Origin of the sequence: Cellulosilyticum lentocellum DSM 5427 (assembly GCF_000178835.2) — a bacterium.
Classification (GTDB): Bacteria; Bacillota; Clostridia; order Lachnospirales; family Cellulosilyticaceae; genus Cellulosilyticum; species Cellulosilyticum lentocellum.
In genome coordinates, this window is record NC_015275.1 from 2,930,638 (window position 1) to 2,956,050 (window position 25,413).

Consider the following 25,413-nt stretch of genomic DNA (forward strand, 5'->3'; position numbering starts at 1 on the left):
AACATATCCCTTATAAATATACAGTTTGTTAGGCTAAAACAAATTTATCGCCTTGATGATTGTATAAATATAAGCTGAAATGCTTAATGCGGCAGCCCCACAGTTTTAAACATATTTTTCTCTTTATACTTCATAAATAGAATAGTTTTTTCCTTCTCTCATCATAACAGGGATGACTTCTAATGGTGTAGGTGTTGTGATTACTTGACCCCCCTCGTAGGTTTGTTTTGTATAAGCATCCACCCACTTAGTGCCTTCTGGTAAATAGACCTGTCTTTCCTTCATACCTGCTTCCATGACAGGTGCTACTAATAAATCAGGGCCGAACATATATTGGTCTTCTACCTCCCAACATTTTGTATCCTTTGGAAAATCGAAGAACATAGGACGCATAACGGGCTCACCCTTATCACTAGCTGTTTTCATACATGCTCTTATGTAAGGACGTAAATGTTCACGAATAAAGAGAAATTGTTTTAAAATCTCATAGTTATCTTCTCCAAAGCTCCACACTTCATTGTCTTGTCCTGAGGTTAATTGACGCACACCATTGATAAATTCTTCTTCTCTTTCATACCATGGTGAACGTTCTCCATGCATACGAAAAACTGGACAAAAAGCGCCCCAAGCAAACCAGCGCACTAATAATTCTTGAAAAGCTTTATCTTTAATATCTCCACCTAAGAAACCACCAATATCAGAAGTCCACCAAGGAATGCCTGCAATCCCCATATTCAGTCCTGCTTGAAGCTGCTCTCTCATTGCCCTAAAGGAAGAGTAAATATCTCCTGACCAAGTCAGTACCCCATATTTTTGGCTACCTGCCCAAGCACATCTCACCAAACTTAAAATTTCTGTTTCTCCCTCAGCTTTTAAACCATCATAAAAGCCTTTAGCATACATTGCCGGGTAAATATTAGTACACATTAGAGCTGGTCCTTCATAATAACGGTAATTGTCAAAATCGTAAGGTCCATACTCAGGTTCAGCTTCATCTAACCAGAAACAGCGAATGCCTTTATTATAATAATGCTCTTTGCAACGTTCCCATACAAATTGCTGTGCACCTGGATGAGTAGCATCATAAAAAATCGTATTTCCCATCCAAGTCATATGATTTTCATTACCACGGTCTGCATGTACTAGGTAACCTCTATCAGCCATTTCTGCGAAATTCTCACTTTTTTCATCTATGGTAGGCCATACAGAAACCACAGTTTCAATACCCATCTCTTTGAGTTCCTTCACCATAGCTTCTGGATCTGGCCAATCGCGTGGCTCAAATTTAAAATCGCCTTGTCTGGTCCAGTGGAAAAAGTCAACGACAATAGCATCCATAGGAAGTCCTCTTCTTTTATGTTCCCTCGCTACACTAAGAAGCTCCTCTTGATTACGATAACGTAATTTACATTGCCAATACCCTAAACCATACTCTGGCATCATGGGTGTTCTACCTGTTACAGCGCTATATTGCTCTTCTATTTCACTCGGTGTATCCCCTGCTGTAATATAATAATCTAACTTCTTGGTGCGCTGTGCATACCACTCCGTTTTATTAGTACCAAAATGAGCTGTTCCTATAGCTGGATTATTCCATAAAAGTCCATAACCACGACTAGAAATCATAAAAGGAACACTAGCTTGACTATTACGATGAGCAAGTTCTAATAAAGCTCCCTTTTTATTCAGCTGACGTTCTTGATATTGACCCATTCCAAATATTTTTTCGTCATCAAAAGCTTCAAAACGTGCCATTAAGGTATAATCGCTGCTTCCTGCTATAGGTTTTAATTCCCTTGCATCTATACGTAGTGGCACACAATAACGATTTAGACGATTGCGGTTACGCCAGTATTCAGCTGTTAATAACTCACCTTTTTGATTATAATAGCTAATCCACCCTTCATGAGAAACTTTAGCTGTAATCTTGCCATTAGTGATACTTGCTTCTGTGGCTTTCATATGATACGCCTTATAAGCATCTCCCTTGTACCATGGGTCTGTGACATCTATTTCATTAAACACAATGGTTGCCTTACAGTCTTCTACCTTTTCGGTTAAAGCCCAGTCCTTAGTATCCATAACTGCTTCTTTGGTCATTCTTACCCTAAGACCATTCATTCCCCAAGGTTCAATCCATACCTCAGATAACCCCTCTGCTATAATGAGTTTATTATTCTCTTGTTGTAATCTCATGCTACCTTTCCCCCTTATTAATTTCTCTTTTATTTGCTTCAATCTTTTTAACTAATTGTATTTAATTCAATATGTAAATTTATTCCATATTCTAAAATGCTCATTTTATTTTCAAATAGTTAAAGTATTACTTTAACCTTCTTCACTCATAGGCTCTCCATATAGAACGCCCCTTGAACCTGTGGCAATAAAGAATCTCCCAAAAGTACGACTATCTCCCTCTATACTGTTAATGTCACCAAACATCTGATGCTCAGTACTTAATTTTACCCATGTTTTCCCCTCATCTAAAGAACGATAAAAACCATAATCACCTTTTAAATCCCCACAAATATATAAGGCTTTATCCTCTTTAAAATAATCACCATTAGGTCTTATAACTCCTAGACCAATACGATAAATGATTTCGTCTTCATCACTGAGCTTCTTTAAGGAGAGTTGATCTTCACGCGCATCATACTGCATCTTCCATAAGCCTTTTTCTCTTAGAGCCATATAAAAAATACCTTCTTTTCCACTTTCACCTCTAATTTCAGTCTGGTTAGCGCAGTCAATCAAAGCAAAGTTCACTCCTTTAAGCTGCTGATTTACTGGATACTCTTTAAAAGAAGCTCCACTATCTTTACTTATATAAATGCTCCCTTCACTATCAAAGCCATACATAAGCCGGCTATTCATGCGATCCGCAAACACTTTCATACCTCTATGATTAATGCGCTTATTCTCTAAGTTATAAATCTCACAGCATTTAAAGCTTTTTCCTCCATCTTCACTGTGAATCATGGTACACATAGGTAGTTCTATATTGTCAGCAATACTCCATACCAAATGGTCACAATCAGGTGATAAAGCTACCCACCCAGCATTTACATTAGGTTGTTCAATAGTCCTTAGCTTTTCATCTATTTCCTTAGACAAACCATATGGCATTTTTAGTCTTTCAAAAGTTTTTCCTTGGTCTTTGGATAAAATAAGACCACCTTTTGTTTTACCTGTCCAATTACCTCTGGCTGTCACCACTAGTACCTCCGGATTTAGATCAGAATAGTCTGCATTAATACAAGTAATATAACGATTCCCCTCGGCATCTGCAAAGGAATTGTCACAAGCCACCTTAAGGTCTTCAAAAGCAAATCCACCTAGATCTCCTAATATATCGATGAGCTTTACCTTTCCTGCTGGAGGACTATATACATTAAGATGTACTGTTTCTTCGATTCCTGTTGTATCATCTTGAAAATGAGGTAAAGTACTCATCAAATCTTTAGAACCAAAGATTCCTGTTCCTGAATTAAACCATACTTCATTCCCATTAAAAGGATTAATTTTAATATCACTTAGCCAATGTAAAATGGAATGACCACCATTGTATTCTGGCTTCATATAAGAAGTAACAAAGCTTAAATTACCTAACTTCAAATCATCTAGTACAGTTTCCCAATGTTCACCATAATCATAAGAGCGATAAATACAATCTCCATCCTCTTTACACAAGGTTGTAGCTACTAATAATCCAGGTTGAGTTTTGCAAGAACTTATTCCACTAAAACCGTATTCTAAATCTTCATTTGTTTCACTCTCCCTATAAGGCGTTATTTCCCTATAAGAGATGATCTTACCCTCGGTATCTCTTTCATAACGAATAATTCTACCGGCTAAAGCGTCTCCTGAATCACAGCTATAGCCATTCTCTTTCACATAAGACCGCCTACCTGTTTCTGAAAAGGTAATATATAAATAGTTACCATCATCATCATAACGTTGTGCCACATAACCTGACATTCTAGAACCTACCACATGAGATTTTTCAGGTTGCCATAGCTTTTCAAAATGACTGCCTCCATCATAAGATACATAGACGCTATGGCCTCTTTCCTCATCACTTTGCTTTGTTGTCACACCTGCAGTACCTACCACTAATGTTTTGGCATCCTTTGACTGCCATATAAAAGTCATGTACTTCTCACCCTGTACTTCTAAACTCTCCCATGACTTCCCTAAATCTTTACTTCTTAAAAGTCCCCCTTGCTGGCTGGCAAAATAAATAGTCTGATCTTCCTGAGCATCTACAATGAGTCTTAGACCTGTCCCTCTTCCATTTAGGTTACCATGTACTAAAGTAGGGATTGCTTCATAGGTAAAACTTTTTCCACCATCCTTAGAAATCGCTAAAATGCCTTTATTGTCCTCATTCACACCACAAGCAATAAGTAGCCATTCTGGATGATTGATGTTTAAACCAATGGCTATAGGATAGCTTTCACTTAAATCTGTTTGTGTGACATGATCCATCAAACTTTTCCACTTGCTCTTTTCATAATCATAACGGTAAACGCCACCTATGTCTGTTCTGGCATAAAGTACATCTGGCTTTTGCGGATGAAATACAAAGCCTGTTACATAGCCCCCTCCTGGTATGGGTGCATGCTCATAGTGATATGGTATTTGCTTTTTAATTGTCACAACACTTCCCCCTTGTATTCTATTTTCCTTTTGTTTTACATACTTCTTACTTTAACGGTATTATAGCTAATCCTTCTTCTTTAAGATACCCTAAAATGTTAAGCATTTTTACCGTTATATCTATTGAAATCATATTTTATTTATAACATTTTAACAACTCAAAATAAACTAACTCTCTATTATTTATCATCAAATTTTAATTTTTCTCTCACACTTTTCTAAGAGGCACACCTTATACTAAATTTATATTAAAGATAACGGAGGATTAAATATGGATCGCACATCATTACAATCAAAGAAATTTTGGGGACTTATTTTACTAGCCTTAGGTATTTATGGTATTTTAAATAACTTTTTTGACTTTAATTTTTTTAGTATGAGCCATTTATGGCCACTATTTGTACTAATTCCTGGTTTAGCTTTCGAATATAGCTATTTTTCTACAAGACGTGCTCCGGGGGTCTTAGTACCTGGTGGTATTTTAACAACACTCGGTCTACTCTTTTTATTTGAAACGAGTACCCATTGGTTTTTCTCAGCTTACACTTGGCCAGTTTATATTTTAGCTCCTGCTATTGGCCTCTTTCAACTTTACTTATATGGCGGACGTTGCAAGGGCTTATTAATCCCTGTTGGTATTTTAACAACTGTTGCAGTTACTTGCTTTTCTTCTACTGTTCTTGGCCATTTCTTCTTCTTTATTAATGGTTCTATCGTTTGGCCAGTTGCTTTAGTACTTATAGGTTTATTTATCTTATTGGGTAAAAGTGATTCGACTAAACATATGTAAAATAAAAAGAGGCTGTCACAAAACGCCTATCAAATACAAGATATAGTCCAGCCCAAACTAATTGTTGGTTAAGTCTTGTATTAGAAAGTTATTTCGTGGCTACCTCTTTTTTACTGTTTACTTTAAATCGGCATCTGGTAATAAACTCAAATAGCTTAAATCACCTCTTGCTTCGCTAATAAGCCAATAGTTGTTACCTTCTAATGTATATTTCTTAATCGTAATTTGTTCTTTTACTGTTTCAAACACCTGTCCTTGAAGCATTTCTTCTACCGCTAAAGTATAAACTAAAGTAGCTTCTGCTTGCTGCTTCTTATCTAAAATCGTTACCTTGCCTGCTGAAGGACTAGAACCACCTGTTACCCAACCTCGTTTACTTGCTAATACTTGTTGTTTTAGTTCTGGTGAAAGACTACTATACTGCAATGCACCACTTCTTACTTGTTGACCTCTAACCCATAAAGCTAGAGTTTCTTCTGGTGTAAGAGGTGCCAGCACCTTTTGCATGTTTTCTAACTCTTTTTCAATTTGCTCTGGTGTAGGATAAACTATTTCAAGGCCTTCTGAAATCTTAGTAAGTTCTGCTAAAAAAATAGTATTAAACCATTCTGGTGTTACATAAAGCCGGTTGTTTTTAAAAGCATAATCATACGCTGCAAAAGATATGTTAAAACCATCATCGTCAATGGTGATACCAATAGGTTTTTGATGCAACATAAAAGTATCATTACTTTTTAATGGATACGAAGGTATTTCTAAAGTTTTAACTCGATCTGGCAACTTATAAGTAGTGTCTTGATTTTCACTGGTTAAGCCATTTAAGTATGATAAATAAAGATGTGCTTCTTGATAAGTAGGATTTTCTATAGTTACAGTTCGTGTTTTTTGATCCCAGCTCACTGCTATTCCCATTTGCATCACTAACCATCTAAGAGGATAAAGCAGATGTCCTTTTACTTCTAAAACTCCATCTGGTATCTCTAAAAGCTGACCATTTAAAAGAATTTGGTTACCACTCTCTTGAAGTACTTGTGCTTTTTCTATACCACTTTTAAGTGCTACTTGTTGCATGTCAGTAGTAGCATAAATAGTTTGACCGAACAACATAATACTTATTGCTAATGCTAAGCCTCTTTTTTTCATCCTATCACGTCCTTTAAATCTTTGCTTCTTACCTATTAATATACGCCTCTCGCTCTCTTTTGCAAGCAAAAAATACACTTAAGTCGGTCTTTTGTCCTACTTAAGTGTTATTGATACATTTTACAATACCTCTTCTAGACTCTCATAAAAGGTGCTACCAAATTCATGGCATAAAAGATCCTTATTAACCTTATAAACAGGTCTATAATCTTCTTCTTTAAAAACATCATTGTGAGCTTTTTTATTAATACAACGGAGTTCTACTTCAAGTGTGTTATAACTTCCCCAACGTCCAAAACGACGTGCAAAGTCTTCACTTACTACAGAAGTTAAAAGTAGAAGTTTTCTTTGCTTATTTGTAATGAGTTCAATAATCTCTAATGGATACATTAAACAGGATAGTGGACATATTTCATAAATAGGAATATCTCTCTTTAATGCATAACTGTGGGCTATACATTTATATATACCCTCTTCTTCTACTAGTAATGCACAATGGCCATCACATTCATTAATAGAGCCATCAGAAGCAATAAAACCGCCCTTAGCTAGAATTTTCTTATAGGTTGCTTCATCATAGGCTTTTACTTCTTCTTCAATATTTAAAAGATGCTTATCAAAGACCTTTTTATTACGAGGTCCTAAATTACAAGGACTTCCACAACAACAGCCATATTTATATAACTTGGTACAAGCAAAACAATTTAAGTTAATTTCATGATTTAATGCTTCTTCATCAACTAAAAATATCTGATCATTCTTTTCAATTACACTAAGTTTTTGTGCCAATAGATAGCTTTTTAAATCTTCTAACTGACTTGTAAAACTATCCTCCATGTCGTAATATTCCGCATCTATAACACTATTTAATAATTTTTCTAGACGTCTATCTTTTTCACTTAAATCACTACTTGTAGTCGTTATTAAAGTTTTTTCCTCATCTACTAAATCTGTAATAGCTGGTAATTTTTTTTGCAAATCTTTAACTAGCTTATTTATATTTAACTGTATATCGCTATTAATCTTTATCTTAAGACTATTAGACTGCATCTCTATTTGCTTTAATAAAAGCTCCTGTTCTTCACATAAATGAGCTATATGCCCTTGAGCCATTTCTTGTATTTCTTCTTCGAAGCTAGGCTTATTTCCTTGAGTGTACCAAGCAATGGTATAGTACCATTTAGATTCATTATCTATCATATTATTTCCTCGTCTTACTTATTAATATCACTTTCATTTTCTTCTTGTAGCTACTCAGCCGCTAATACTCACTATTTTATACAGCTGAAGAGTTATCTCCCTTTTATCTTAATATGAGATTTAATGACTGTCTATGCAGAAAGCTATTATAGGTATTTACCTATGTTTTTCATAACAACTATTTATTTTACAAATAATCATTTTTCCTTTACACTATTTCTATAATTAAGTTAAAACTTACTCAAACACATAAGGAGAATGAACACCATGTCACATAAAAAAGAAACTCAACATGGACATTTGTTATGGCAACTTTTCATCTCCACCTTTATGCTAAGTGCTTGTACTTTTGGTGGTGGTTTTGTTATTGTTTCGCTGATGAAAAAAAAATTTGTTGAAGAATTAGGTTGGATTGAAGAAAGTGAAATGCTGGATATTACAGCTATTGCTCAATCTTCACCAGGTCCTATTCCTATTAATGCTTCTGTTATTTTAGGTTATCGTATGAGGGGTATAATAGGCTCAATTGTAGCAGTACTAGGGACTTCCATCCCACCGCTTGTGATTATTTCTATTATTGCTGTATTTTATGATGCTTTTCGTCATAATGCCGTTATTGCTACTGCCCTTTTAGTTATGCGCGCTGGTGTAGCAGCTGTAATATGTGATGTTGTCATTAATCTAGCTAAAAATATTATCCGTACAGGAAATCGTTTTTACATGGTGCTTATGGTCATTACCTTTGTCATGACCTACTTTATGGGTATTAGTGCCATGACCATTATTTTACTTTGTATTGCCATTGGACTCATCACACTTTTACTAGAAATGAAACGCAATAAACAACAAGGAGACTGCTAATATGTTACTTCAATTATTTTTAAGCTTTCTAAAAGTAGGCCTATTTAGTGTAGGCGGTGGTTATGCGGCTATTCCTCTTATACAAAATCAAATTGTTAATGTACATGGTCTTATGACTATGGCTGAATTTACAGATTTGATAACTATAGCAGAAATGACACCAGGTCCTATTTCCATTAATTCTGCTACCTTTGTAGGAACACAATTAGCAGGACTACCTGGCGCGCTTATTTGTACTTTAGGTTGCATTTTACCTGCATTTATACTTTGTCTTATACTAGCTCATTTTTATTATAAATACCGCAACTTATCTGGGGTTCAAACCATTTTAGCAAGTCTTAGACCTGCTGTTGTAGCACTTATTAGTTCTGCTGGACTTGCGATTTTATCTCTTGCATTATTTAATGCTGATAAGTCTGAAATTGTTTTAGCCAACTTTAGACCTGTTGAGTTTTGTTTATTTATAGGTAGTTTAGTGGCCTTAAGAAAATTTAAATTTAACCCCATTATGGTCATTTTCGGTTCCGGCATTATTGGTACTTTAGTTTATAGTATCTTTTAAGCTTTCAAACCATTTACTCGTAAACAGTCTAAAAAACTCATTAACTGCTTAGATAAAAACTTATCCTTATGAGATACAACACAGATTTGTCTAGATAGGCTTATGCCTTCTAGTTCAATGATGTGTAGTATTTCTTTTTTTACTTCTTGCTCAATTGTACGTGCTGAAAATACTGCAATGCCTTGTCCTGCAATAGCCGCTGCTTTAATAGCCTCGGTATTTGTACACTCCCACTTAACTTCCATCATTACCTGATGTTCCTCAAGATGCCTACGAAATAAGCTTCTTATACCACTCCCTTCTTCTCTGCAAATCAAGTGATGTCCTTGTAGCGCTGTAATAGGTAGTGACTTTTGACCATATAAAGGATGCTTTTTCCCAACTGCTACTACGAGGGGGTCTTGACATACGGATTGCTTTACTAAATCCGGTGCATTAACTTCTCCTTCAATAATGCCTACATCCAATTGACTATTTAAAAGCATTTCTTGTAGTCTATAAGTATTATTAACAGTCACTTTAATCTTAACTTGTGGGTTTTGCTCTTCAAAAGTAGTAATCATCGGTTCAAGCATATAAGTCCCTGCTGTAATGGTAGCACCTATACGTAAGTTCACTTTTTCTCCCAAATGATTTAAGTTCACTTCCATTTCATCAAAGGATTGAAGGATATGCTGCGCATATTGAAACAGTAACTGACCATTTTCTGTAATGTAGAGTTTTTTAGAAAGCCTTTCAAAAAGTTTAATGCCATAATAATCTTCTATTTCTTTAATAGCCTGACTCACTGAAGGTTGAGAAATAAAAAGTGATTTGGCTGCAATCCCCATCTTACCCTCCTTGACTACTGCTACAAAAATCCTTAAATGCCTAATTGTCATACCTGATCTCCTTTATTACTTAGTTACTTCTATTATAACCCCATCTATTCCTTATATAAATAGTATTAAAAAACACTAGATGATTGTTGGCTTTTAACCACTTCATCTAGTGTTTCTGGGCTTATAGCTTGAAATTTTCTATTGAACTTTCTAAACGCTTCATAGATTCAACTAAATTTTGAGATAATACAGATAGATTTTGAATAACTCCTTTTTGTTCCTCACTAAACGCACTCACTTCTTCAGTAGCAGCTGTAGATTCTTCTATAACAGCTGCAATATTAGAAATCTTGCTACTTGTTTCACTACGAAGTTTATTCATGTCATCAACTTGACTATTAATATGGCTTAGCTCTTCATCCATGTGTTGTAAAATGGAAATCATTTCTTTAAATATAACAGCAGTCTTATCCACTGCTTGATTTTGCTTATTAAAGATTTCATTTGCTTTTCCCACAAGTTCAGTCGTATTCAGTGTTTTATTTTCTATCTCTTGCAAGGTCTTCCCTATGGTTACAGTAGAAGATTTAGATTGCTCTGCTAACTTTCTCACCTCTTCAGCAACTACTGCAAAGCCTTTTCCAACTTCTCCTGCACGTGCTGCTTCAATGCTTGCATTAAGGGCTAAAAGATTGGTTTGCTCACTAATACTATCTAAGAATTTCATCATTTTTTCAATGCCTTTATTAAGCTCATTTAATTCTCCAACACTAGCGTTCATTTCCTTAGTAATACTTATTGATGAGGCCATTGTTGTATTTAATAAAGTCATTGTATCAGATGCTTCATGAAGCATTTCTTTAGCACCCTGTGTGTTCTTATAGATATTTTGTGTTTTCTCGCTAACCATTTGTATACTTTCTCCAAGGTTAGCCATTGCCACAACCCCTTCTTGAGTATCAGAAGCTTGATGATTTGCACCTTCAGCTATTTCACCTACTGAAGTAGTTAGTTGTGTGAATCCTTCTACTGTTTCATTCGTTGATTCAGAAAGAATTTGACTATTTTTTAAAGTACTTGCTACTACTTCTTTGGTTTCTTCTAAAAGCTTATGTATGTTAAACATCATATGATTAAAACTCTTGCATAACAAAGCTACTTCATTATGTCCTTTATTTGAAGCCTCAATAGTTAAATCCCCTTCTTCTGCTTTCTTCATAAGCTTCATCAGTTCAATGATAGGATTTGAAAATTTCTTAGCAATTCTTGTACCTACTACTATAGCTAAAGCAGCTACTACAAGTACTAAAATCCAAGTGAATAAACTTGCCGTCTGTATACGTTCTGTAAGTGAACGTTCTGGTATCTGTACAATCATCTTCCAACCATTGCTCATGGTATGATAAGTAACTAATTGTTTGTCCACTATTGTAGAACCATTTTCTTCACCATTTTCAATAGTTGTCCAAATTTTATCACTTATTTGAGCTCGCTCTGCTGGTTTACTATAAATGTTCTTTTTATTATTATCTACAATGACAATAGAAGAATCACTTAACAAATTAACCTGATCAATAGCAGATACCATTTTACTTAAATTAACTTCCATAACAATAATATCTTTTGAGGTTTTTTTATTATTTACTTTTCTAGCAATAAAGATACTATCTGATAAATCACCTATTCCAGCAATCCAGGTAGGTGTCATATCTATGTCATAATCTCTTATACGTTCTATAGACTCTATCTTATACTTATTAGATTCTCCCCCGGCAATAATCTCACCATTGGTAGGTACGACCCATATATTAGTTACGGCACTATTTAATGAGAAAACAGCATTGATTTGAGAAGATATATTTCTACTACCTGTTAGTTTATCAAACATATCATCAGAATTATACTTTTCAAAATTATTTATAGGAATAGTATTAGACACTACAAAATCTGTTATTTTCTGTTCAACTTGTGCATTAAATACCGTTATATTCTCAGAAACTTGTTTAATGATTTCTTCAGATAATTGTTGGGTCGTATCTCTTACCACATCTTTAGAAACCTTTGCTGAAAAAATATTAACAATTAATAAGGGAATAATAGCAAAACATATACACATAGATATAATGCTTGACTTTATAGAAACAAATTTATCTTTTTTAGTAGCACTTTTTACTTTTAATTTTTCTTTCTGCTTAAGTGGCCTATTGGTTAACTTTTTTTTCTGTGTTAATTGAGTTCTACCTTTTTTTCGCATATACAATCTCCCTCTTTTTTCACCTTATGTTAATCTCTTTTATTCTACCATGATTTATCTATTTTGTATAACAATATTTTAAAATTTTAGACAAAAAAATACATTTTGCACATTAAAAAAGCCGCTATGATATACTAGCAGCTTTTTTGCTTTATTTTGTAAGTAAGTATTATGTTTTCTAGAAGTCAACCTCTGTGCCATAGTAACAGCATTTTAAGAGTTCTTCCATTTGTTTTTGATCTGGAATTCTTGGATTTGATCCTGTACAAGCATCACTAATAGCAAGAGCAGCTACTTCTGGAAGTTTTTCTAAGAATTCATCTTCTGGTACCATACCATTTTCATAGTCTTTAATGCATTTTGGGATATTGAGCGCTACATTATAAGCTTCAATTTTATCACAAAGCGCTTTAACTAAGCCTTCGGTCGTATCGCCTTCTAAGTCAATAAACTTGGCAATATCTGCATAACGTTTTGCTGCCACTTCATCTTTGGCATTAAATCTAATCACTTGTGGTAAATACATTGCATTAGCACAGCCATGAACAATATGTCCATTTTTATAAGCTGCACCTGTTTTATGTGCCATAGAGTGAACGATTCCTAAAAGTGCATTAGAGAACGCCATACCTGCAAGGCATTGTGCATAGTGCATTTGCTCACGAGCTTCCATATCTCCTTCATAAGAAGCTTGTAAGTCATCAAAAATCATCTCAATTGCTTTTAAAGCAAGTGGATCTGTAAAGCAAGAATGGCAAGTAGAAACATAAGCTTCAATCGCATGAGTTAAAGCATCCATACCTGTATGTGCTGTTAATTGAGCTGGCATTGTTTCTGCAAGATTAGGATCTACAATAGCAATGTCAGGCGTAATATTAAAATCTGCTAAGGGATATTTAATACCTTTTGCATAATCTGTAATAACAGAGAAAGCTGTTACTTCAGTAGCGGTTCCTGAGGTAGAAGGAATAGCACAGAATTTAGCTTTTTGTCTAAGTGTTGGGAATGAGAAAGGCTGAATAATAGCTTCAAAAGTAGTTTCTGGATATTCATAGAAAACCCACATTGCTTTTGCCGCATCAATAGGTGAACCACCACCTATAGCTACAATCCAATCTGGCTCAAATTCGCGCATCACCTCTGCACCTTTCATAACGGTTTCTACAGATGGGTCTGGCTCAACATTTTCGAATAATTTTACTTCCATACCTGCTTCTTTTAAATTGTCTACAACTTGATCTAAGAATCCAAAGCGTTTCATAGAACCGCCACCAACTACTACAATTGCTTTTTTACCTGTTAAATTTTTTAATTCATTAATTGAACCTTTTCCATGATATAAATCTCTTGGTAATGTAAAGCGTGCCATGTTAATTCCCCCTATAATCTTTGTTGTGTAATGTTTTTCTTTCTTTGTTAATATTATAACACACTCATTTTTAAACTGGTAATATTAAATCAGAATACCCCCAATATATAAAAAACATTACTCGTTTTTATATTTATATCCTTTTTTCATTATTTCTTTATTTAATAGTCTACAAATTTTTATTTACAGATTTTTTGTGTTACTATAGAACTATAAAATGATGTAACTGTTCAGTCTTACTACAATAACCAGCTACTAGAATCGTAAAGGAAATGAGAGGGATGTTATGAATTTGCAACAACTACGTTATGTGCTTGAAGTTGAGAAATCTAGTTCCATTACCCGAGCAGCTAAAAATCTTTTTATGGGACAGCCTAATTTAAGTAAGGCCATTAAAGAGCTAGAACTTGAAATTGGCATTACTATTTTTAAGCGTACACCTAAAGGTGTAGAGCCTACCCGCGACGGCAAGCAATTTCTTCAGTATGCCAGAACTATTCTTTCACAAATGGATGAGTTAGAAAGCCTTTATAAAACGTATCATAAAGAAACCTTTAAATTAGCTGTTTCTGTTCCTAGGGCTACTTATATTTCTACTGCTTTCTCAAGGTTCTTAAATACTTCTTTAAAAGAAGAAAATGTAGAATCTTTGCCATTAAATATTCACTATAAAGAAACGAATGCCCATACTACTATCCAAGATGTTGCTACCGGCGAAAGTGACTTAGGTATTGTACGATATCAAAAGCTCCATGAAAGTTATTTTTTAGCACTTATTAAAGAACAAGGTCTACAGTATGAGTGTATCGGAGAATTTGCCATGTGTATTATGCTACATAAAAATCATCCACTGGCAAATTATCAAGATATTCCTTTTCATGCCTTAGGCCAATACATAGAAATTTTACATGGTGACTTTCAAGAACCTAATTTGACTTTTAGTCATATTAAAAAAGGTGCCGATATGGATACGGCTCAAAAACGGATTTATATTTATGACCGTAGTAGCCAATTCGATTTGCTTGAGCAAGTTAAAGGAACTTATTTATGGGTTAGTCCTATGCCTGAAGAAACCCTTAAAAAGCATAACTTAGTCACTAGAAAGTGTAGCCTTGCTTCTCCTACTACGGATATGATGATTTACCCACATAAGGATATGCTTAAATCTCATGAATTAGCTCTTATTAGTGTTTTACGCTCTACTTTAAATAGCTTAAATCCAAAATAAACGTAATCCCCAAGACCTTAACTAAAATCTTGGGGATTACGTTTATCCACACTTTGTATTCCTTATAAAAGTTTAATATTATCCTTGTCTTGGATACACTTTAAAATTTCTTCCCATATCAGGTTCTCTGTTACTCTTACTTTTCTTGGTTCACAAAGGTAACGTAAGCTAAGCCACATAGCACCATCTTTTATTTCCGTATAAATAATAGGTGTAAGATTATTATAACAAATTAAGTACTGTTTACTCGCAGTCTCTATTTGCTTCTTAGCTTCTTCGATGTAATCACTACTATACTTCTCTATAATCTCATAAAAAAGAGCTTTCACTTGCTCCAAATCACTTGCTAAATCTAATTTAACCGTCATTTCATTCCAAATATACTTAAATCCTGTTTCATAGTTAGCTAAAGGACCTGAAAAAACAAGCATATTAGGCATATGTAAAATACGTCCTGTACTTTGTTCCTGCATAATACGATTACCTACCTCTAGCATGGTGAAGTGAAGAAGATTTACATCGATCACATCTCCTATTTGCCCTGCAACTTCTATACGTTCACCTACTTTAAAAGGTTTCGCAAATAGAATATAAAGACCTCCTATCAGATTCACAAAAACATCTCGAATGGCAATAGTAAACCCAGCTGATAAAAAGCCTAACAAAGTTAAGAAAGATGTTGAGGATTTCTGCCATATGATAAGCAAGCATAATAAATACAATACAGCATAAATGCCACTTAATACTTTTCTATGTTTATATTTTCTTTCTTGTCCCTCCCCTACTGTTTTGATTAACTTTTGTGTATATTGTTTTAAGATAAGGATGATGATTAATGAGACAATACTATAAATGATTTTATTTATCATTGTATTAGAATGAATAATCTGCTCTTGAATCCATAACCACACGCGAATCACTCCCCCTCTTTCTATGTTAATAGACACTTTCCCCTAGTATATAATACTTTTCTCACTTTCTCTACTGCAATTGATTGATAAGATCATAGTGCGCATTAATAGCTGATAATCCTTTTTCTAAATTCTTTTCTTCTAAGCCTAAATAGATTTGCATGTGGTACTGGGCTAACTGTTCTCGCTCATCTATGGTTGCTTTTTTAAGGGTTTCCTCTATTAATTCTTCACAAACACTAGCTAATGGCTCCACAATATTCATCATAAACCCATTGCCTGTTGCTTTAACAATAGAAAAGTGAAAGTTTTTATCAAATAAAATCTCATTCTCAAATCTTTCATTTAAGGGATTCACTAAACAACTTTTTATATCTTTTAATTGCTGATCAGATATACTTCTCATAGCTATCTTATAAGCTTCTAGTTCTATAGCTCTCCTTACTTCAGTAATATCCACATAGTCTACTTGTTTCATCAAAAGCATTAAACTAAAAGATTCTGTTAAGTTTTTCGAAAAATTTCCTAATAAATAGTTACCTGAGCCCTGTTTACTTTCAATAAGTCCGATATTCTCCATACTTCTTAAAGCTTCTCTAATGGAAGGACGTGAAATACCTAGTTTTTCAGAAAGCTTTCTTTCTGTTTCTAACTTACCTCCTATCTGAATTGTCCCATTTTTCATTTGCTCTTTTATATACTCAATGACCTTAAAGTATTCTTTATTTTCCATACAGTCTCCTTGTGCCGATGTGCTCATTTATGTATAAACATTATCTCATATAAACGTAGCAAAAATTGAAGCCCCTACTACTGTTAAAAGGCCAGAAATAGCTATAGATAAACTACTCATAGCCCCTTCTATTCTTCCCATTTCTATGGCCTTTGCTGTTCCAATAGCATGTGCCGAGGTCCCTATAGCAATTCCCTTTGCCACCGGATGGTTAATTCTAAAAACTTTACAAACTGTCTCTGCTATCATATTTCCTAGAATACCTGTAATAATAATGACCGCTACTGTTATGGTGACCATTCCACCTAGCTCTTCTGATACACCCATACCAATAGCCGTTGTAATGGATTTAGGAAGTAAAGTCACATACTGTTCGTGGCTAAAATGAAACACAAAGGCCATTACTAAGATGCAAGTCAAACTCGTTAAAGCTCCTGAAAAAATCCCAATTAAAATAGCTGCCACATTTTTCTTTAATAATTCTAATTCTTCATAAAGCGGAATAGCCAAACATACGGTTGCTGGTGTAAGAAGATAACTGATATATTTTGCTCCTTGATTATAGGTATCGTAGTCAATGTCACAGATTAATAAAAAAGCAACCACTACTATGATTGAAATCAACAATGGATTAAAGATTGTCTTTTTAAATTTCTTCTTAAGCATCATACCTAGCTCATATCCCGCTAGACTTATGAGCACTCCTAAAAAAGTAGAATTATATAACATCTCTTTCATCCTGATGACCTTCCTTCCTATATACTATCCATTGTGTTATTTTACCTGCTACTACCATGACTAGAACTGTAGAGATTAGGGTAATCACAATTACCTGTAATAAGATGGACTCAAGACTCTGCCAAGATACCATTAATCCTACCGCTGCTGGAATAAACATCATTGGCATAATTTCTATTAAGAATACGCCAGTCTCTTTTATCTGTTCTAAACGAATTACACCTGTCACTAGTAAAATAAGCATCAACACTAAACCATATATACTAGCTGGTATTGGTAAGGGTACTATGCTATTTAGTATTTCTCCAATAAAAGTGATTCCTAAAATAATGCCAAACTGCCTAACATACTTCATACTGTCCCCTCTTTTCTGATTGGTCTTACCAATTCAGCATTATATACTTTATTTCTAATTTTTTCAACACTATATGAATACATAAAAAAAGGCATAGTAAAGCTAAATACAATAGAAAAGAGCCTTAAACTTAGCTAACGCTAAATTTAAGGCTCTTTTTCTATCCTAAATATTTCTCATAAGCTTCACAGAAGTCGCGCTTATGGTATTCTTTTCTTAAAGCTTCCATCCAATCTAAGTTAAAATTCGTTAATCTTTCTGTAATATCGACGATATCCCCTTGAATAACGTTTCTAGATAAATCTTCATTGGCCATTTTGAGTCCATTGACACCATCTCCAAACAGAGCTTCATTATGTTTTTGAATATAACTCACTTCAATGAGCGATTTATATAATTTTTTAAGTAATTCCATTTGATTTTTATCCACATCAATACTAAAGCCTTGCTCATTGATAAAGAATTTAATTTCAATATCTAAGTCAATAGTCCCTGCTGTTTCTAAAGTCACCTGAGATACCTTATAATATTTAAAGTCATAACGTTTAACAAGCCTTTTTTTCTCTATAGCTGACTTCCCATCTACATGAATAAGTCCATAATTAGTAAACACATACTCATCTGTTTTAGATTTAATAACAAAGAAGATTTTTTCTCCATCCTCTTGTAAAATAAAGTCATCTCCATCTACCTTATCAAAGTCTTGAGGTGAGATAATCTTACCAATATCTGATAGTCCTAAAGTATCTGCTGCTACTCTTCCTAAAAAACCACCTGCCATTTTTGGCTACCCCCTTATAAAAATTCATTTATATTTTTATTATAGCATATCTATATGCATTATTTCATTTTTTCTTTATTCCGATTCATTACCTCAATAAATACTTCTGCCTGTTTAGATCAATTGAATATAATAAGCTCTCTAGTCCATCTTTGCTGAACCTTATAATCTCATTATTGGCTTAAGCTAGTGAGAGGAAGAACTATAAAATTGTTGATGATTGTAGTTCTCCATTTTCTTACTATATTCACTTAGAATGCTCTTATATTTGGTATAACTTTTGTTGTCAAGTTCCCCACGCTCATAGCAACCTTCAATCAGCATAATAGCTTCTTGCCTTGCCTCAATAGCTAAGTCCTTATAATTATTTTCTAAGTAAAGCTGAAGGTCATTTATTTGTGTTTCAATTTGCTTTTGTGCTTTTTTATTTACCTTTCTCTTCAATAGATTGAACATATGACTTCCCCTTTTTTATTCTATTTAACACCCTTTTATTTTATCTTATTATAATCATTTCTTTGAATCAATGACCAAAATGATTTATGTTATCAGGGTGCTATAGATGAGGACATTTCTAAAATTCTCAAGAGATTTCTTGAGTAGTAACTACTTATTTTGAGTGAGTCTCTCAATATAGTTATTAATATAAGGAGAATCACCTTTATATTGTTCAATGGGCAAACCAGCATGATCCATATGAATGATAGCATTTCTTCTTATCACATTTTTTCCTCGCCAGCCGCAAGAAGTCGGACTCATTTTTTCCTTAAAATAGGAATTATCCATCCCTGCATAAACATTAGCAGGCTCATTCATATGGACGAGTGTTTGAAATTCTTCTAAAACATTAGTTGCCACTTCTTCATTATAAGGACATTTTAATTGACAGAAGTCACAGCCAAAAATATTTCCTTTTAATAGCTTTATCTCTTGATCACTAAGCTCCTTTTTTTGAGTGATATAAGATAAACAAATATTAGGATTACTCCTTGACATATTAATAGACTTTGTGGGACATTCCTTTAAGCAAGCCTTGCACGCTCCACACTCTGCATATTTTATTAGTTCATCCTGGCTTCTCTGATCTTCACATTCAATCTTTAAATCTGTCATAAGCTCACCTAAAAAGACATAGGAACCATATTTTTTTGTAATCAGCATGTTATTTCTTCCAATAAATCCAAGTCCCGCTAAGTAAGCAATGTATCTTTCAGGCAAAGCATTACTATCTACAAACCCTAGTGCCTTACCACCTAAGGTCTCGATGTATTCACTTATTTCATTCAAATACTTTTTAACAACCCTATGATAATCTAGCCTTTTTGTATAAATGGAAAAACCATTAGCCACCTCATCCTTTATCTCCCTATGATAATAAGGAAATGCTATAGAAATAATCGTTTTTCCCTCTTTCATATAAAGATTGGGATTAAGACGTTTTTCAATATTTTGCTCTTCAAATTCATTTTGCAAACCAAGCTTTTGTCTTTCCCTATAAAACACCTCTAGTTCATCAAAGCGCCTACAAGGAATAAAACCTATTGTATCTAATCCTATAGACTTACAAAAGTCTTCTATTCTCTTTTTTAACATCATTGTTCACCGTAAGACTACTCACTTGTCTTATCCTTTAAAATAATTCTTGTACATAAATGTATTTTTAATATACGCGCTGACTCTACTAAAATCAAGTCCATATAACACTTTATAAACCAAATAAGCTTATTTCATAAGCTGTATATTCTTTATCAAAATGATAACCTAGCTTTTCCGCAAGAGCCACTGACCATTTATTTTGCGCATCCCAGCTTGGATATAGATTTCTATCGATACACTCTAAAATTAGTTTTGCCGCAGCGGCATAAGCTAAACCCTTTCTTCTAAACTCTGTTTTGGTATCAATCTCTATTTCTATCCCTTCATTATATCTTGTATAAGAAGAAGCACCTGATACTAACTCTCCTTTGTAAAGAACGGCTACCCCTAATCCCTTTTCTTTATACACCTTACCATTTTCAAACTGTGAGCACAAATCCCTTGACCATTCACTGGCCATTGCCTGCTGATAAATGGCTTCATCTATTAATTTAATTTCATAGTCTGAGCCTATACTTTCAATAGCCGTTTTAAGCCTTAATGGGTCAAATACATTTGGTTCTTTTTTAATAGCATATCTTGTGATTTTCTTGGCGTGACTCCCGTAGGATTCTTCAATAAGTTTGGCCCATGCTTCATTTTCTGGCACCATAATAATAAACTGCGATTTTGACTTGTTAGGATTATGAAGTACTAACTCTAATTGAGGCTGTCCGGCCAAAAAGCAAAAGTCTGCAATAACAACTTGCGCAGCTGTAGGATGTTCTATACTATCTGCAAAAACACTTCCCATGCATTCTTGAAGTGCTGACCAAATCAAAGTTTCCTCCCATCCATCAAAAAGATGTGCTACTTTTCTTAGTTGCTCTCCTTTTATTGAATATACAGCCATTTCTATTCCCCCTCATATGTCACTCAATACTGTGAGTCAATTATTATTATACCCTAACCTACTATGCCTTTCATTAAATTTAAACACTCAAATTTTTATTCACAATCAAAAATCCTTGTACACTAGAATTTATCTAATGGACAAGGATTTTTAGTTTTTCTATTAAGATAATACCTTAAGTATCTCTTCATAATGAGGTTCTTCTGTTACCTCTTCACAATACTCTACATAAATGACTTTGTTATTTTCATCAATTACAAATACCGCTCTTGTCAATAAACCAAGTTCTTTAATATAAGTACCAAAGTTTTGACCAAAACTTCTATCTTTATAATCAGATAAAGTGACTACATTCTCTATACCTGCTGCTCCACACCATCTTGCTTGTGCAAAAGGTAAATCCATAGAAATCGTATACACCTTTACATCATTTAATTTAGTTGCTTCCTCATTAAAGCGTCTTACTTCTCTATCACACACGCCTGTATCAAGAGAAGGCACGCTTACATAAACTCTTTTTCCTTTTAATTCACTTGAAGAAATGGTTTGTAACTGCCCATCAACTACATTAAACCCTGGTGCTGGTTCACCCACCTCTATATGGTGCCCTTCCAAAGTTATTGGTTTTCCTTGAAATTTAACATTCATTTTAGTTCCTCCTTTATTAATAATCTATAACACACATAGCTTAGTTTTTACTTAAGCTAGTGATATATACATCCATTATGCTACTTATATCATATGTTTTTGCCTAGCTACTTTTATCCACACAGGAAACTCATTAAGAAGTTTATTATAAAGAGCCTCATCTGATAATTGATTAATGTTGTCTAATAGAAAAAATAATTACCCTAACATAAGACTCTCCCTTCCTAAAAACAAAAAATCCTTGAGCTATTTATTAATCTGCCTCAAGGATTAGTCTTATATTAATCTTATTATATACTTCTAAAGTAGTCTTGTATACTACTAAATAGTAGGTGCTTGATTATTCATGGAATACCCATCACTTCTCACATCACTCATTTCTAGAGTCACATCTTTTACTTCTATCTTTTTTAGTTTTTTTACTATGCCATAAGGCTCTTTTAATGATAGTTCATCTCCTCTTCCTGAGATGACCCACAGTACTTTATACCCTCTAGGGAGAACCTTTAGTTTGTCTTCACCTTTGCCATCAGTAAAATAGATTAGTAAATTAATCTTTTTCTTATTGGCATATTCAAAAACAGGGGTGAATTGAGTTCCTCCACCTACAGCTATTCTATCTTGTATATCCTTAATGGATCTGACTTTATATGCACGTCTGACCTGATTATCACATTCAATGATCGTGATTTCGTGATTATAATTCTTAACGATATGAAGTACTTCCTTAATAGCCTGCTTGAATTCTTCATCACTTATACTACCACTAATATCAATCGCAACTGCTATTTCTGCTTTATGACTTCTGAGGTTTCCTCTTAAATCTAGTCTTTCGGGCTGTCTTCTACTTCGCCTTGTGATGACCTTCTTCTTGTTACTTTCAACAGTTCCCATTAGTCTACTTAAATATAAGTTCCAAGGTAATTCTCCCTTACTATTTTTAAGAGCGGCAATCATATCCTCTAAGTAAGCTGGTATTTTTCCTTTAAGAGCATTATTTATAAACTTCTCTGTAAATTCTTTAATGGTTTGCTCCTCTATCTCATCAGACTCTCCCCACATATCATGTGTTTTCTCAGGATTATATGCCGTTTTTAAATCCTCATTTTCATTAGCGTCGTTTTCTTCTCCCTCCTCATCTTCCTCTTGCAAATCAAATTCAGTTTGAAGTTTCTCTACATAATATTCAAAGGTTTCATAGGGTTTCAGTTTTAAATTGTAATGTAAATTCACCGACTCTAATGTTGTAGCATAAGGTGGCAGATACTCTAAAAATTGGTTAACAACTACATCCATAGCCATATTAATGGCAAGTGTACTATATCTGCCTTTTAATGCCTTTGCTCTCGTTAAATGCATGGAAATGATATGAAAAATTTCATGCTTAATGACGCTTTCCATTTGTTTAAGAGTGAGGGTTAAGAAAATAATGGGGTTAAAATAAATCACATACCTAGCCCCTTTAAAATTCACCCCAGTTGGGCTACTCATGTCTACTCTTATTTCTCTTGCCATTTGTATCAAGAAATAGCCATAAAAATCATCATTATCCTGCATTAAACTTAAGCTTACTTGATCTACTAGGTTAAAGAAGTCACGTTTAAAGTCCTGAGGCCAAACTGGTTCCCATTTCTCACCAGCGCGGTTTGACTTTAACATATCTGTTGTATTAACAATTTCCTTGGATTTTTCATAAAGCTGTTTTACCTGACTATCAAAATGACTTTCCATAAGCTATCCCCTTATTAAGCTATATGCTGAAAAATAGGCCTCTACAAAAGCCTCATTGTCTAAAGCATTTTTGTATACTTCAGCATAACTTTCCTTCATATCCTTCATAATGGCCACCATTAAGTCTACAGGATAAGCTTTTAAAAAATCCATTAATCTATTCATCTTATCCTTTGACTCATCTTCATGAGCTTTCATATATGACTCTAACTGCTTTAAAATGTTGATTGCTGATAAGTAAAGTCTTGTATGACTTTCATTCTTAACTCTCTCTATTAAAGCTGCACTAAGGGCTTCTCCTAAAAACACATCTTCATACCCTATGAGTGGGCTATAATCAGCTTCAACAAAACTAAGAAATTCTTCTGCTATTACCTTCCCAACGTTTCCTTTAATGACGTTTAAAAACACTGATCTAGGAATGATTTCTTTTTGCTCTTTATAAATCTGATAGCTTTTAGAGATTCTTTCATAGCTTCTAGGTGTTGCTCTAATATCATCCTCATTATTTTTATTCAAGTACTCTGGAAAGGTTGAGATAAACCCTATTACCTTTTGCTCAATGCCTGTATCTATTGCCCATTTTAACCACTGGATATAGTCACTTTCCATGTTTAACCATACAAATCTATTTTCTTGGGCTGGGTCCATATCAACCACTTGATAATCAAAATCCGATCCATATTTACTAGATGGATTCATGGCTGCTAAAATTTTAACCTCATCATGTAGCTGGTAGCCATTGATTTCTCTATTTAGTATTAAATTCATAAGTTCTTGCTGCACTGTATGCTCACAGCGATTAATTTCATCTATAAATAAAAGAACTGTCTTACCCTCAGCTATTTCTTTATCAATTTCTCTTAGCTTATTATGAACGGCATAGACAGTCATTTTCTTTTCTACCTGATTGCCATTAACATCCATACTGCTATAAGATTCTACCGTTGGAAGACCACCTATCTCACCTTCTTTAAGGAGGTTACCATCAATAACGATTAAACTCCACTCTTTTTCTTTAGCAAGCGCCTTGGCTAAAGCTGTTTTTCCTATACCACTTTCACCAACTACCAAAGGCACTTCCCTTGTAGCTAGTACTAATTCTACACTTTTTAGCGTTTCTACAAAATTCATTTTGTCCCTCCTCTATCGTCTCTTTAGCTTTTCATCTACTGCTATTTTTTTCGCTGTTTTGCTGCCATATTGGTAAATGAGTAGCATCTTATCCATATGTTGTCTACTGCAATATTTATCTATGGTACTACAATTTAAAAAGTCTCTTACATATTTTTCTTCAACTTCTTCATTTGATAATACTTCTTTTAATACGCCCTCTAGTTCTTCTTTAGTTATTTGGTTGATAATGTACTTAACCACCAAAATATTAACTTTTAAAAACGCTAGCATTTTCTGTTTATCTAATGAAGTGATAAAGCTAATAGCTGCTTCATTTTCCTTAATAGCCATCATCTCTATCTGCAGACTAGGTGAATGGATATACCTAAGTGCATCATAACTTATTTTGACTGCTGCTTCCTGTACCCTTTCATCTGGTTCTTTGATATATTTGATGGCATCGTAATTTTTCCTAACTGCCAACAATTGCATTTCTATACTTGGATTTTTAGCATATTGAATTGCCCATCCAGCTTGATTAACGGCCAATTCTAAGACCTTTTCTGTTGGATTTTTAATATATTCTAAGGTATTCCAGCCTTTGTTAACGGCCTTTATCATCATCTCTTCTGTTGGGTCACTTACAAATTTAATAGCTCTTGGATTGCTATCTATAGCTAACTCTTCCATTTCTTTTGTTGGACTGTCTATATATTCTAGTACTAACCCCTCTTTTTTAAGTGCAAATAACTTCATCTCTTCTGTAGGATGAGGAATCATTTTAATAATAGAAGGATTAGCTTCTATTGCCTGCATATATTTTGCTTCTTCCATAACATTCCCTTCTTTCTATTCCTTACCGCAAATAAGAAAATGAATGTTTTCTGTCTCATGAAAATAACCTACGAATTCTATCTAGCTTACCAGAAATTCGTAGGTTTATCTATGACATTGGTTCTACTTTTATTAGGAACCATTTACATTTTTACTCAAATTACTTTTATTGCTAGCATACTGTACTTCTA

Annotated in this window: 23 protein-coding genes and 1 pseudogene; 4 read left to right on the plus strand and 20 right to left on the minus strand. The window is 34.0% G+C overall.

The window, feature by feature from the left end; all coding sequences use genetic code 11:
• Positions 1-123 precede the first annotated feature (123 nt).
• Positions 124-2,196: a glycoside hydrolase family 31 protein gene (locus tag CLOLE_RS13425; protein WP_013657670.1), complete on the minus strand. Its 2,073-nt coding sequence runs from the start codon at positions 2,194-2,196 to the stop codon at positions 124-126.
• A gap of 132 nt (positions 2,197-2,328) precedes the next feature.
• Positions 2,329-4,659, minus strand: a complete 2,331-nt coding sequence (locus tag CLOLE_RS13430; protein WP_013657671.1) for a WD40/YVTN/BNR-like repeat-containing protein — start codon at positions 4,657-4,659, stop codon at positions 2,329-2,331.
• Between the two features lie 271 nt (positions 4,660-4,930).
• Between CLOLE_RS13430 and CLOLE_RS13435 the strand changes: the two genes are divergently transcribed.
• On the plus strand, positions 4,931-5,449 hold the full coding sequence (locus CLOLE_RS13435; protein WP_013657672.1) for a LiaI-LiaF-like domain-containing protein: 519 nt from the start codon (positions 4,931-4,933) through the stop codon (positions 5,447-5,449).
• 117 nt (positions 5,450-5,566) lie between these two features.
• Here CLOLE_RS13435 and CLOLE_RS13440 read toward each other — a convergent pair whose 3' ends face one another.
• Both CLOLE_RS13440 and CLOLE_RS13445 read right to left on the minus strand, forming a co-directional pair.
• The gene (locus CLOLE_RS13440; protein ID WP_013657673.1) at positions 5,567-6,592 is read right to left on the minus strand and encodes a stalk domain-containing protein; all 1,026 of its coding nucleotides are present in this window, start codon (positions 6,590-6,592) and stop codon (positions 5,567-5,569) included.
• 120 nt (positions 6,593-6,712) lie between these two features.
• Positions 6,713-7,792: a hypothetical protein gene (locus CLOLE_RS13445; protein ID WP_013657674.1), complete on the minus strand. Its 1,080-nt coding sequence runs from the start codon at positions 7,790-7,792 to the stop codon at positions 6,713-6,715.
• A gap of 267 nt (positions 7,793-8,059) precedes the next feature.
• Between CLOLE_RS13445 and CLOLE_RS13450 the strand changes: the two genes are divergently transcribed.
• Together CLOLE_RS13450 and CLOLE_RS13455 are read left to right on the plus strand one after the other, a co-directional pair.
• Positions 8,060-8,653, plus strand: coding sequence for a chromate transporter (locus tag CLOLE_RS13450; protein WP_013657675.1), 594 nt, complete (start codon positions 8,060-8,062; stop codon positions 8,651-8,653).
• A 1-nt stretch (position 8,654) separates the two neighbouring features.
• On the plus strand, positions 8,655-9,215 hold the full coding sequence (locus CLOLE_RS13455) for a chromate transporter (RefSeq protein WP_013657676.1): 561 nt from the start codon (positions 8,655-8,657) through the stop codon (positions 9,213-9,215).
• Here CLOLE_RS13455 and CLOLE_RS13460 read toward each other — a convergent pair.
• The 3 genes from CLOLE_RS13460 to CLOLE_RS13470 all read right to left on the minus strand — a co-directional run bounded on the left by CLOLE_RS13460 (position 9,212) and on the right by CLOLE_RS13470 (position 13,659).
• Positions 9,212-10,096, minus strand: a complete 885-nt coding sequence (locus tag CLOLE_RS13460; RefSeq protein ID WP_013657677.1) for a LysR family transcriptional regulator — start codon at positions 10,094-10,096, stop codon at positions 9,212-9,214. The two genes, CLOLE_RS13455 and CLOLE_RS13460, sit on opposite strands and share 4 nt — an antisense overlap.
• A gap of 121 nt (positions 10,097-10,217) precedes the next feature.
• Complete coding sequence (locus CLOLE_RS13465) at positions 10,218-12,290, minus strand: methyl-accepting chemotaxis protein (RefSeq protein WP_013657678.1); 2,073 nt, start codon at positions 12,288-12,290, stop codon at positions 10,218-10,220.
• Between the two features lie 178 nt (positions 12,291-12,468).
• A complete protein-coding gene (locus CLOLE_RS13470; RefSeq protein ID WP_013657679.1) occupies positions 12,469-13,659 on the minus strand; it encodes an iron-containing alcohol dehydrogenase in 1,191 nt (396 codons plus the stop codon).
• Positions 13,660-13,945: 286 nt separating this feature from the next.
• Between CLOLE_RS13470 and CLOLE_RS13475 the strand changes: the two genes are divergently transcribed.
• Positions 13,946-14,887, plus strand: coding sequence for a LysR family transcriptional regulator (locus CLOLE_RS13475; RefSeq protein ID WP_013657680.1), 942 nt, complete (start codon positions 13,946-13,948; stop codon positions 14,885-14,887).
• 62 nt (positions 14,888-14,949) lie between these two features.
• On the opposite strand, the gene CLOLE_RS13480 is transcribed toward CLOLE_RS13475, so the two are convergent.
• From CLOLE_RS13480 to CLOLE_RS13535, 13 genes and pseudogenes are all read right to left on the minus strand, one after another.
• Complete coding sequence (locus CLOLE_RS13480; RefSeq protein ID WP_050794686.1) at positions 14,950-15,798, minus strand: mechanosensitive ion channel family protein; 849 nt, start codon at positions 15,796-15,798, stop codon at positions 14,950-14,952.
• 70 nt (positions 15,799-15,868) lie between these two features.
• Positions 15,869-16,531 (minus strand): FadR/GntR family transcriptional regulator, encoded by a 663-nt coding sequence (locus CLOLE_RS13485; protein ID WP_013657682.1) that lies wholly within the window; start codon positions 16,529-16,531, stop codon positions 15,869-15,871.
• Between the two features lie 45 nt (positions 16,532-16,576).
• Positions 16,577-17,269: an LrgB family protein gene (locus CLOLE_RS13490; protein WP_041713014.1), complete on the minus strand. Its 693-nt coding sequence runs from the start codon at positions 17,267-17,269 to the stop codon at positions 16,577-16,579.
• Positions 17,250-17,624 (minus strand): CidA/LrgA family protein, encoded by a 375-nt coding sequence (locus tag CLOLE_RS13495; RefSeq protein WP_013657684.1) that lies wholly within the window; start codon positions 17,622-17,624, stop codon positions 17,250-17,252. Before CLOLE_RS13495 ends, CLOLE_RS13490 begins: the two co-directional genes overlap by 20 nt.
• Positions 17,625-17,784: 160 nt before the next feature.
• Positions 17,785-18,405 carry a PH domain-containing protein gene (locus CLOLE_RS13500; RefSeq protein ID WP_013657685.1) on the minus strand — a complete coding sequence of 207 codons (621 nt, stop codon included), beginning with the start codon at positions 18,403-18,405 and terminating at the stop codon, positions 17,785-17,787.
• A 186-nt stretch (positions 18,406-18,591) separates the two neighbouring features.
• On the minus strand, positions 18,592-18,861 hold the full coding sequence (locus CLOLE_RS13505) for a hypothetical protein (RefSeq protein WP_013657686.1): 270 nt from the start codon (positions 18,859-18,861) through the stop codon (positions 18,592-18,594).
• Positions 18,862-19,011: 150 nt separating this feature from the next.
• A complete protein-coding gene (queG, locus tag CLOLE_RS13510) occupies positions 19,012-19,998 on the minus strand; it encodes a tRNA epoxyqueuosine(34) reductase QueG (protein WP_330369265.1) in 987 nt (328 codons plus the stop codon).
• Between the two features lie 112 nt (positions 19,999-20,110).
• Complete coding sequence (locus CLOLE_RS13515; RefSeq protein WP_013657688.1) at positions 20,111-20,893, minus strand: GNAT family N-acetyltransferase; 783 nt, start codon at positions 20,891-20,893, stop codon at positions 20,111-20,113.
• A 162-nt stretch (positions 20,894-21,055) separates the two neighbouring features.
• Complete coding sequence (gene tpx, locus CLOLE_RS13520; protein ID WP_013657689.1) at positions 21,056-21,541, minus strand: thiol peroxidase; 486 nt, start codon at positions 21,539-21,541, stop codon at positions 21,056-21,058.
• 84 nt (positions 21,542-21,625) lie between these two features.
• Positions 21,626-21,724, minus strand: a pseudogene (locus CLOLE_RS24055) (VWA domain-containing protein); the annotation flags it as partial.
• Between the two features lie 138 nt (positions 21,725-21,862).
• Positions 21,863-23,272, minus strand: a complete 1,410-nt coding sequence (locus tag CLOLE_RS13525) for a vWA domain-containing protein (RefSeq protein WP_013657690.1) — start codon at positions 23,270-23,272, stop codon at positions 21,863-21,865.
• A gap of 3 nt (positions 23,273-23,275) precedes the next feature.
• Entirely contained in the window at positions 23,276-24,406 is a 1,131-nt protein-coding gene (locus CLOLE_RS13530; RefSeq protein WP_013657691.1) for an ATP-binding protein, read from the minus strand.
• Between the two features lie 12 nt (positions 24,407-24,418).
• Positions 24,419-25,222 carry a hypothetical protein gene (locus CLOLE_RS13535; RefSeq protein ID WP_013657692.1) on the minus strand — a complete coding sequence of 268 codons (804 nt, stop codon included), beginning with the start codon at positions 25,220-25,222 and terminating at the stop codon, positions 24,419-24,421.
• Positions 25,223-25,413: the final 191 nt, after the last annotated feature.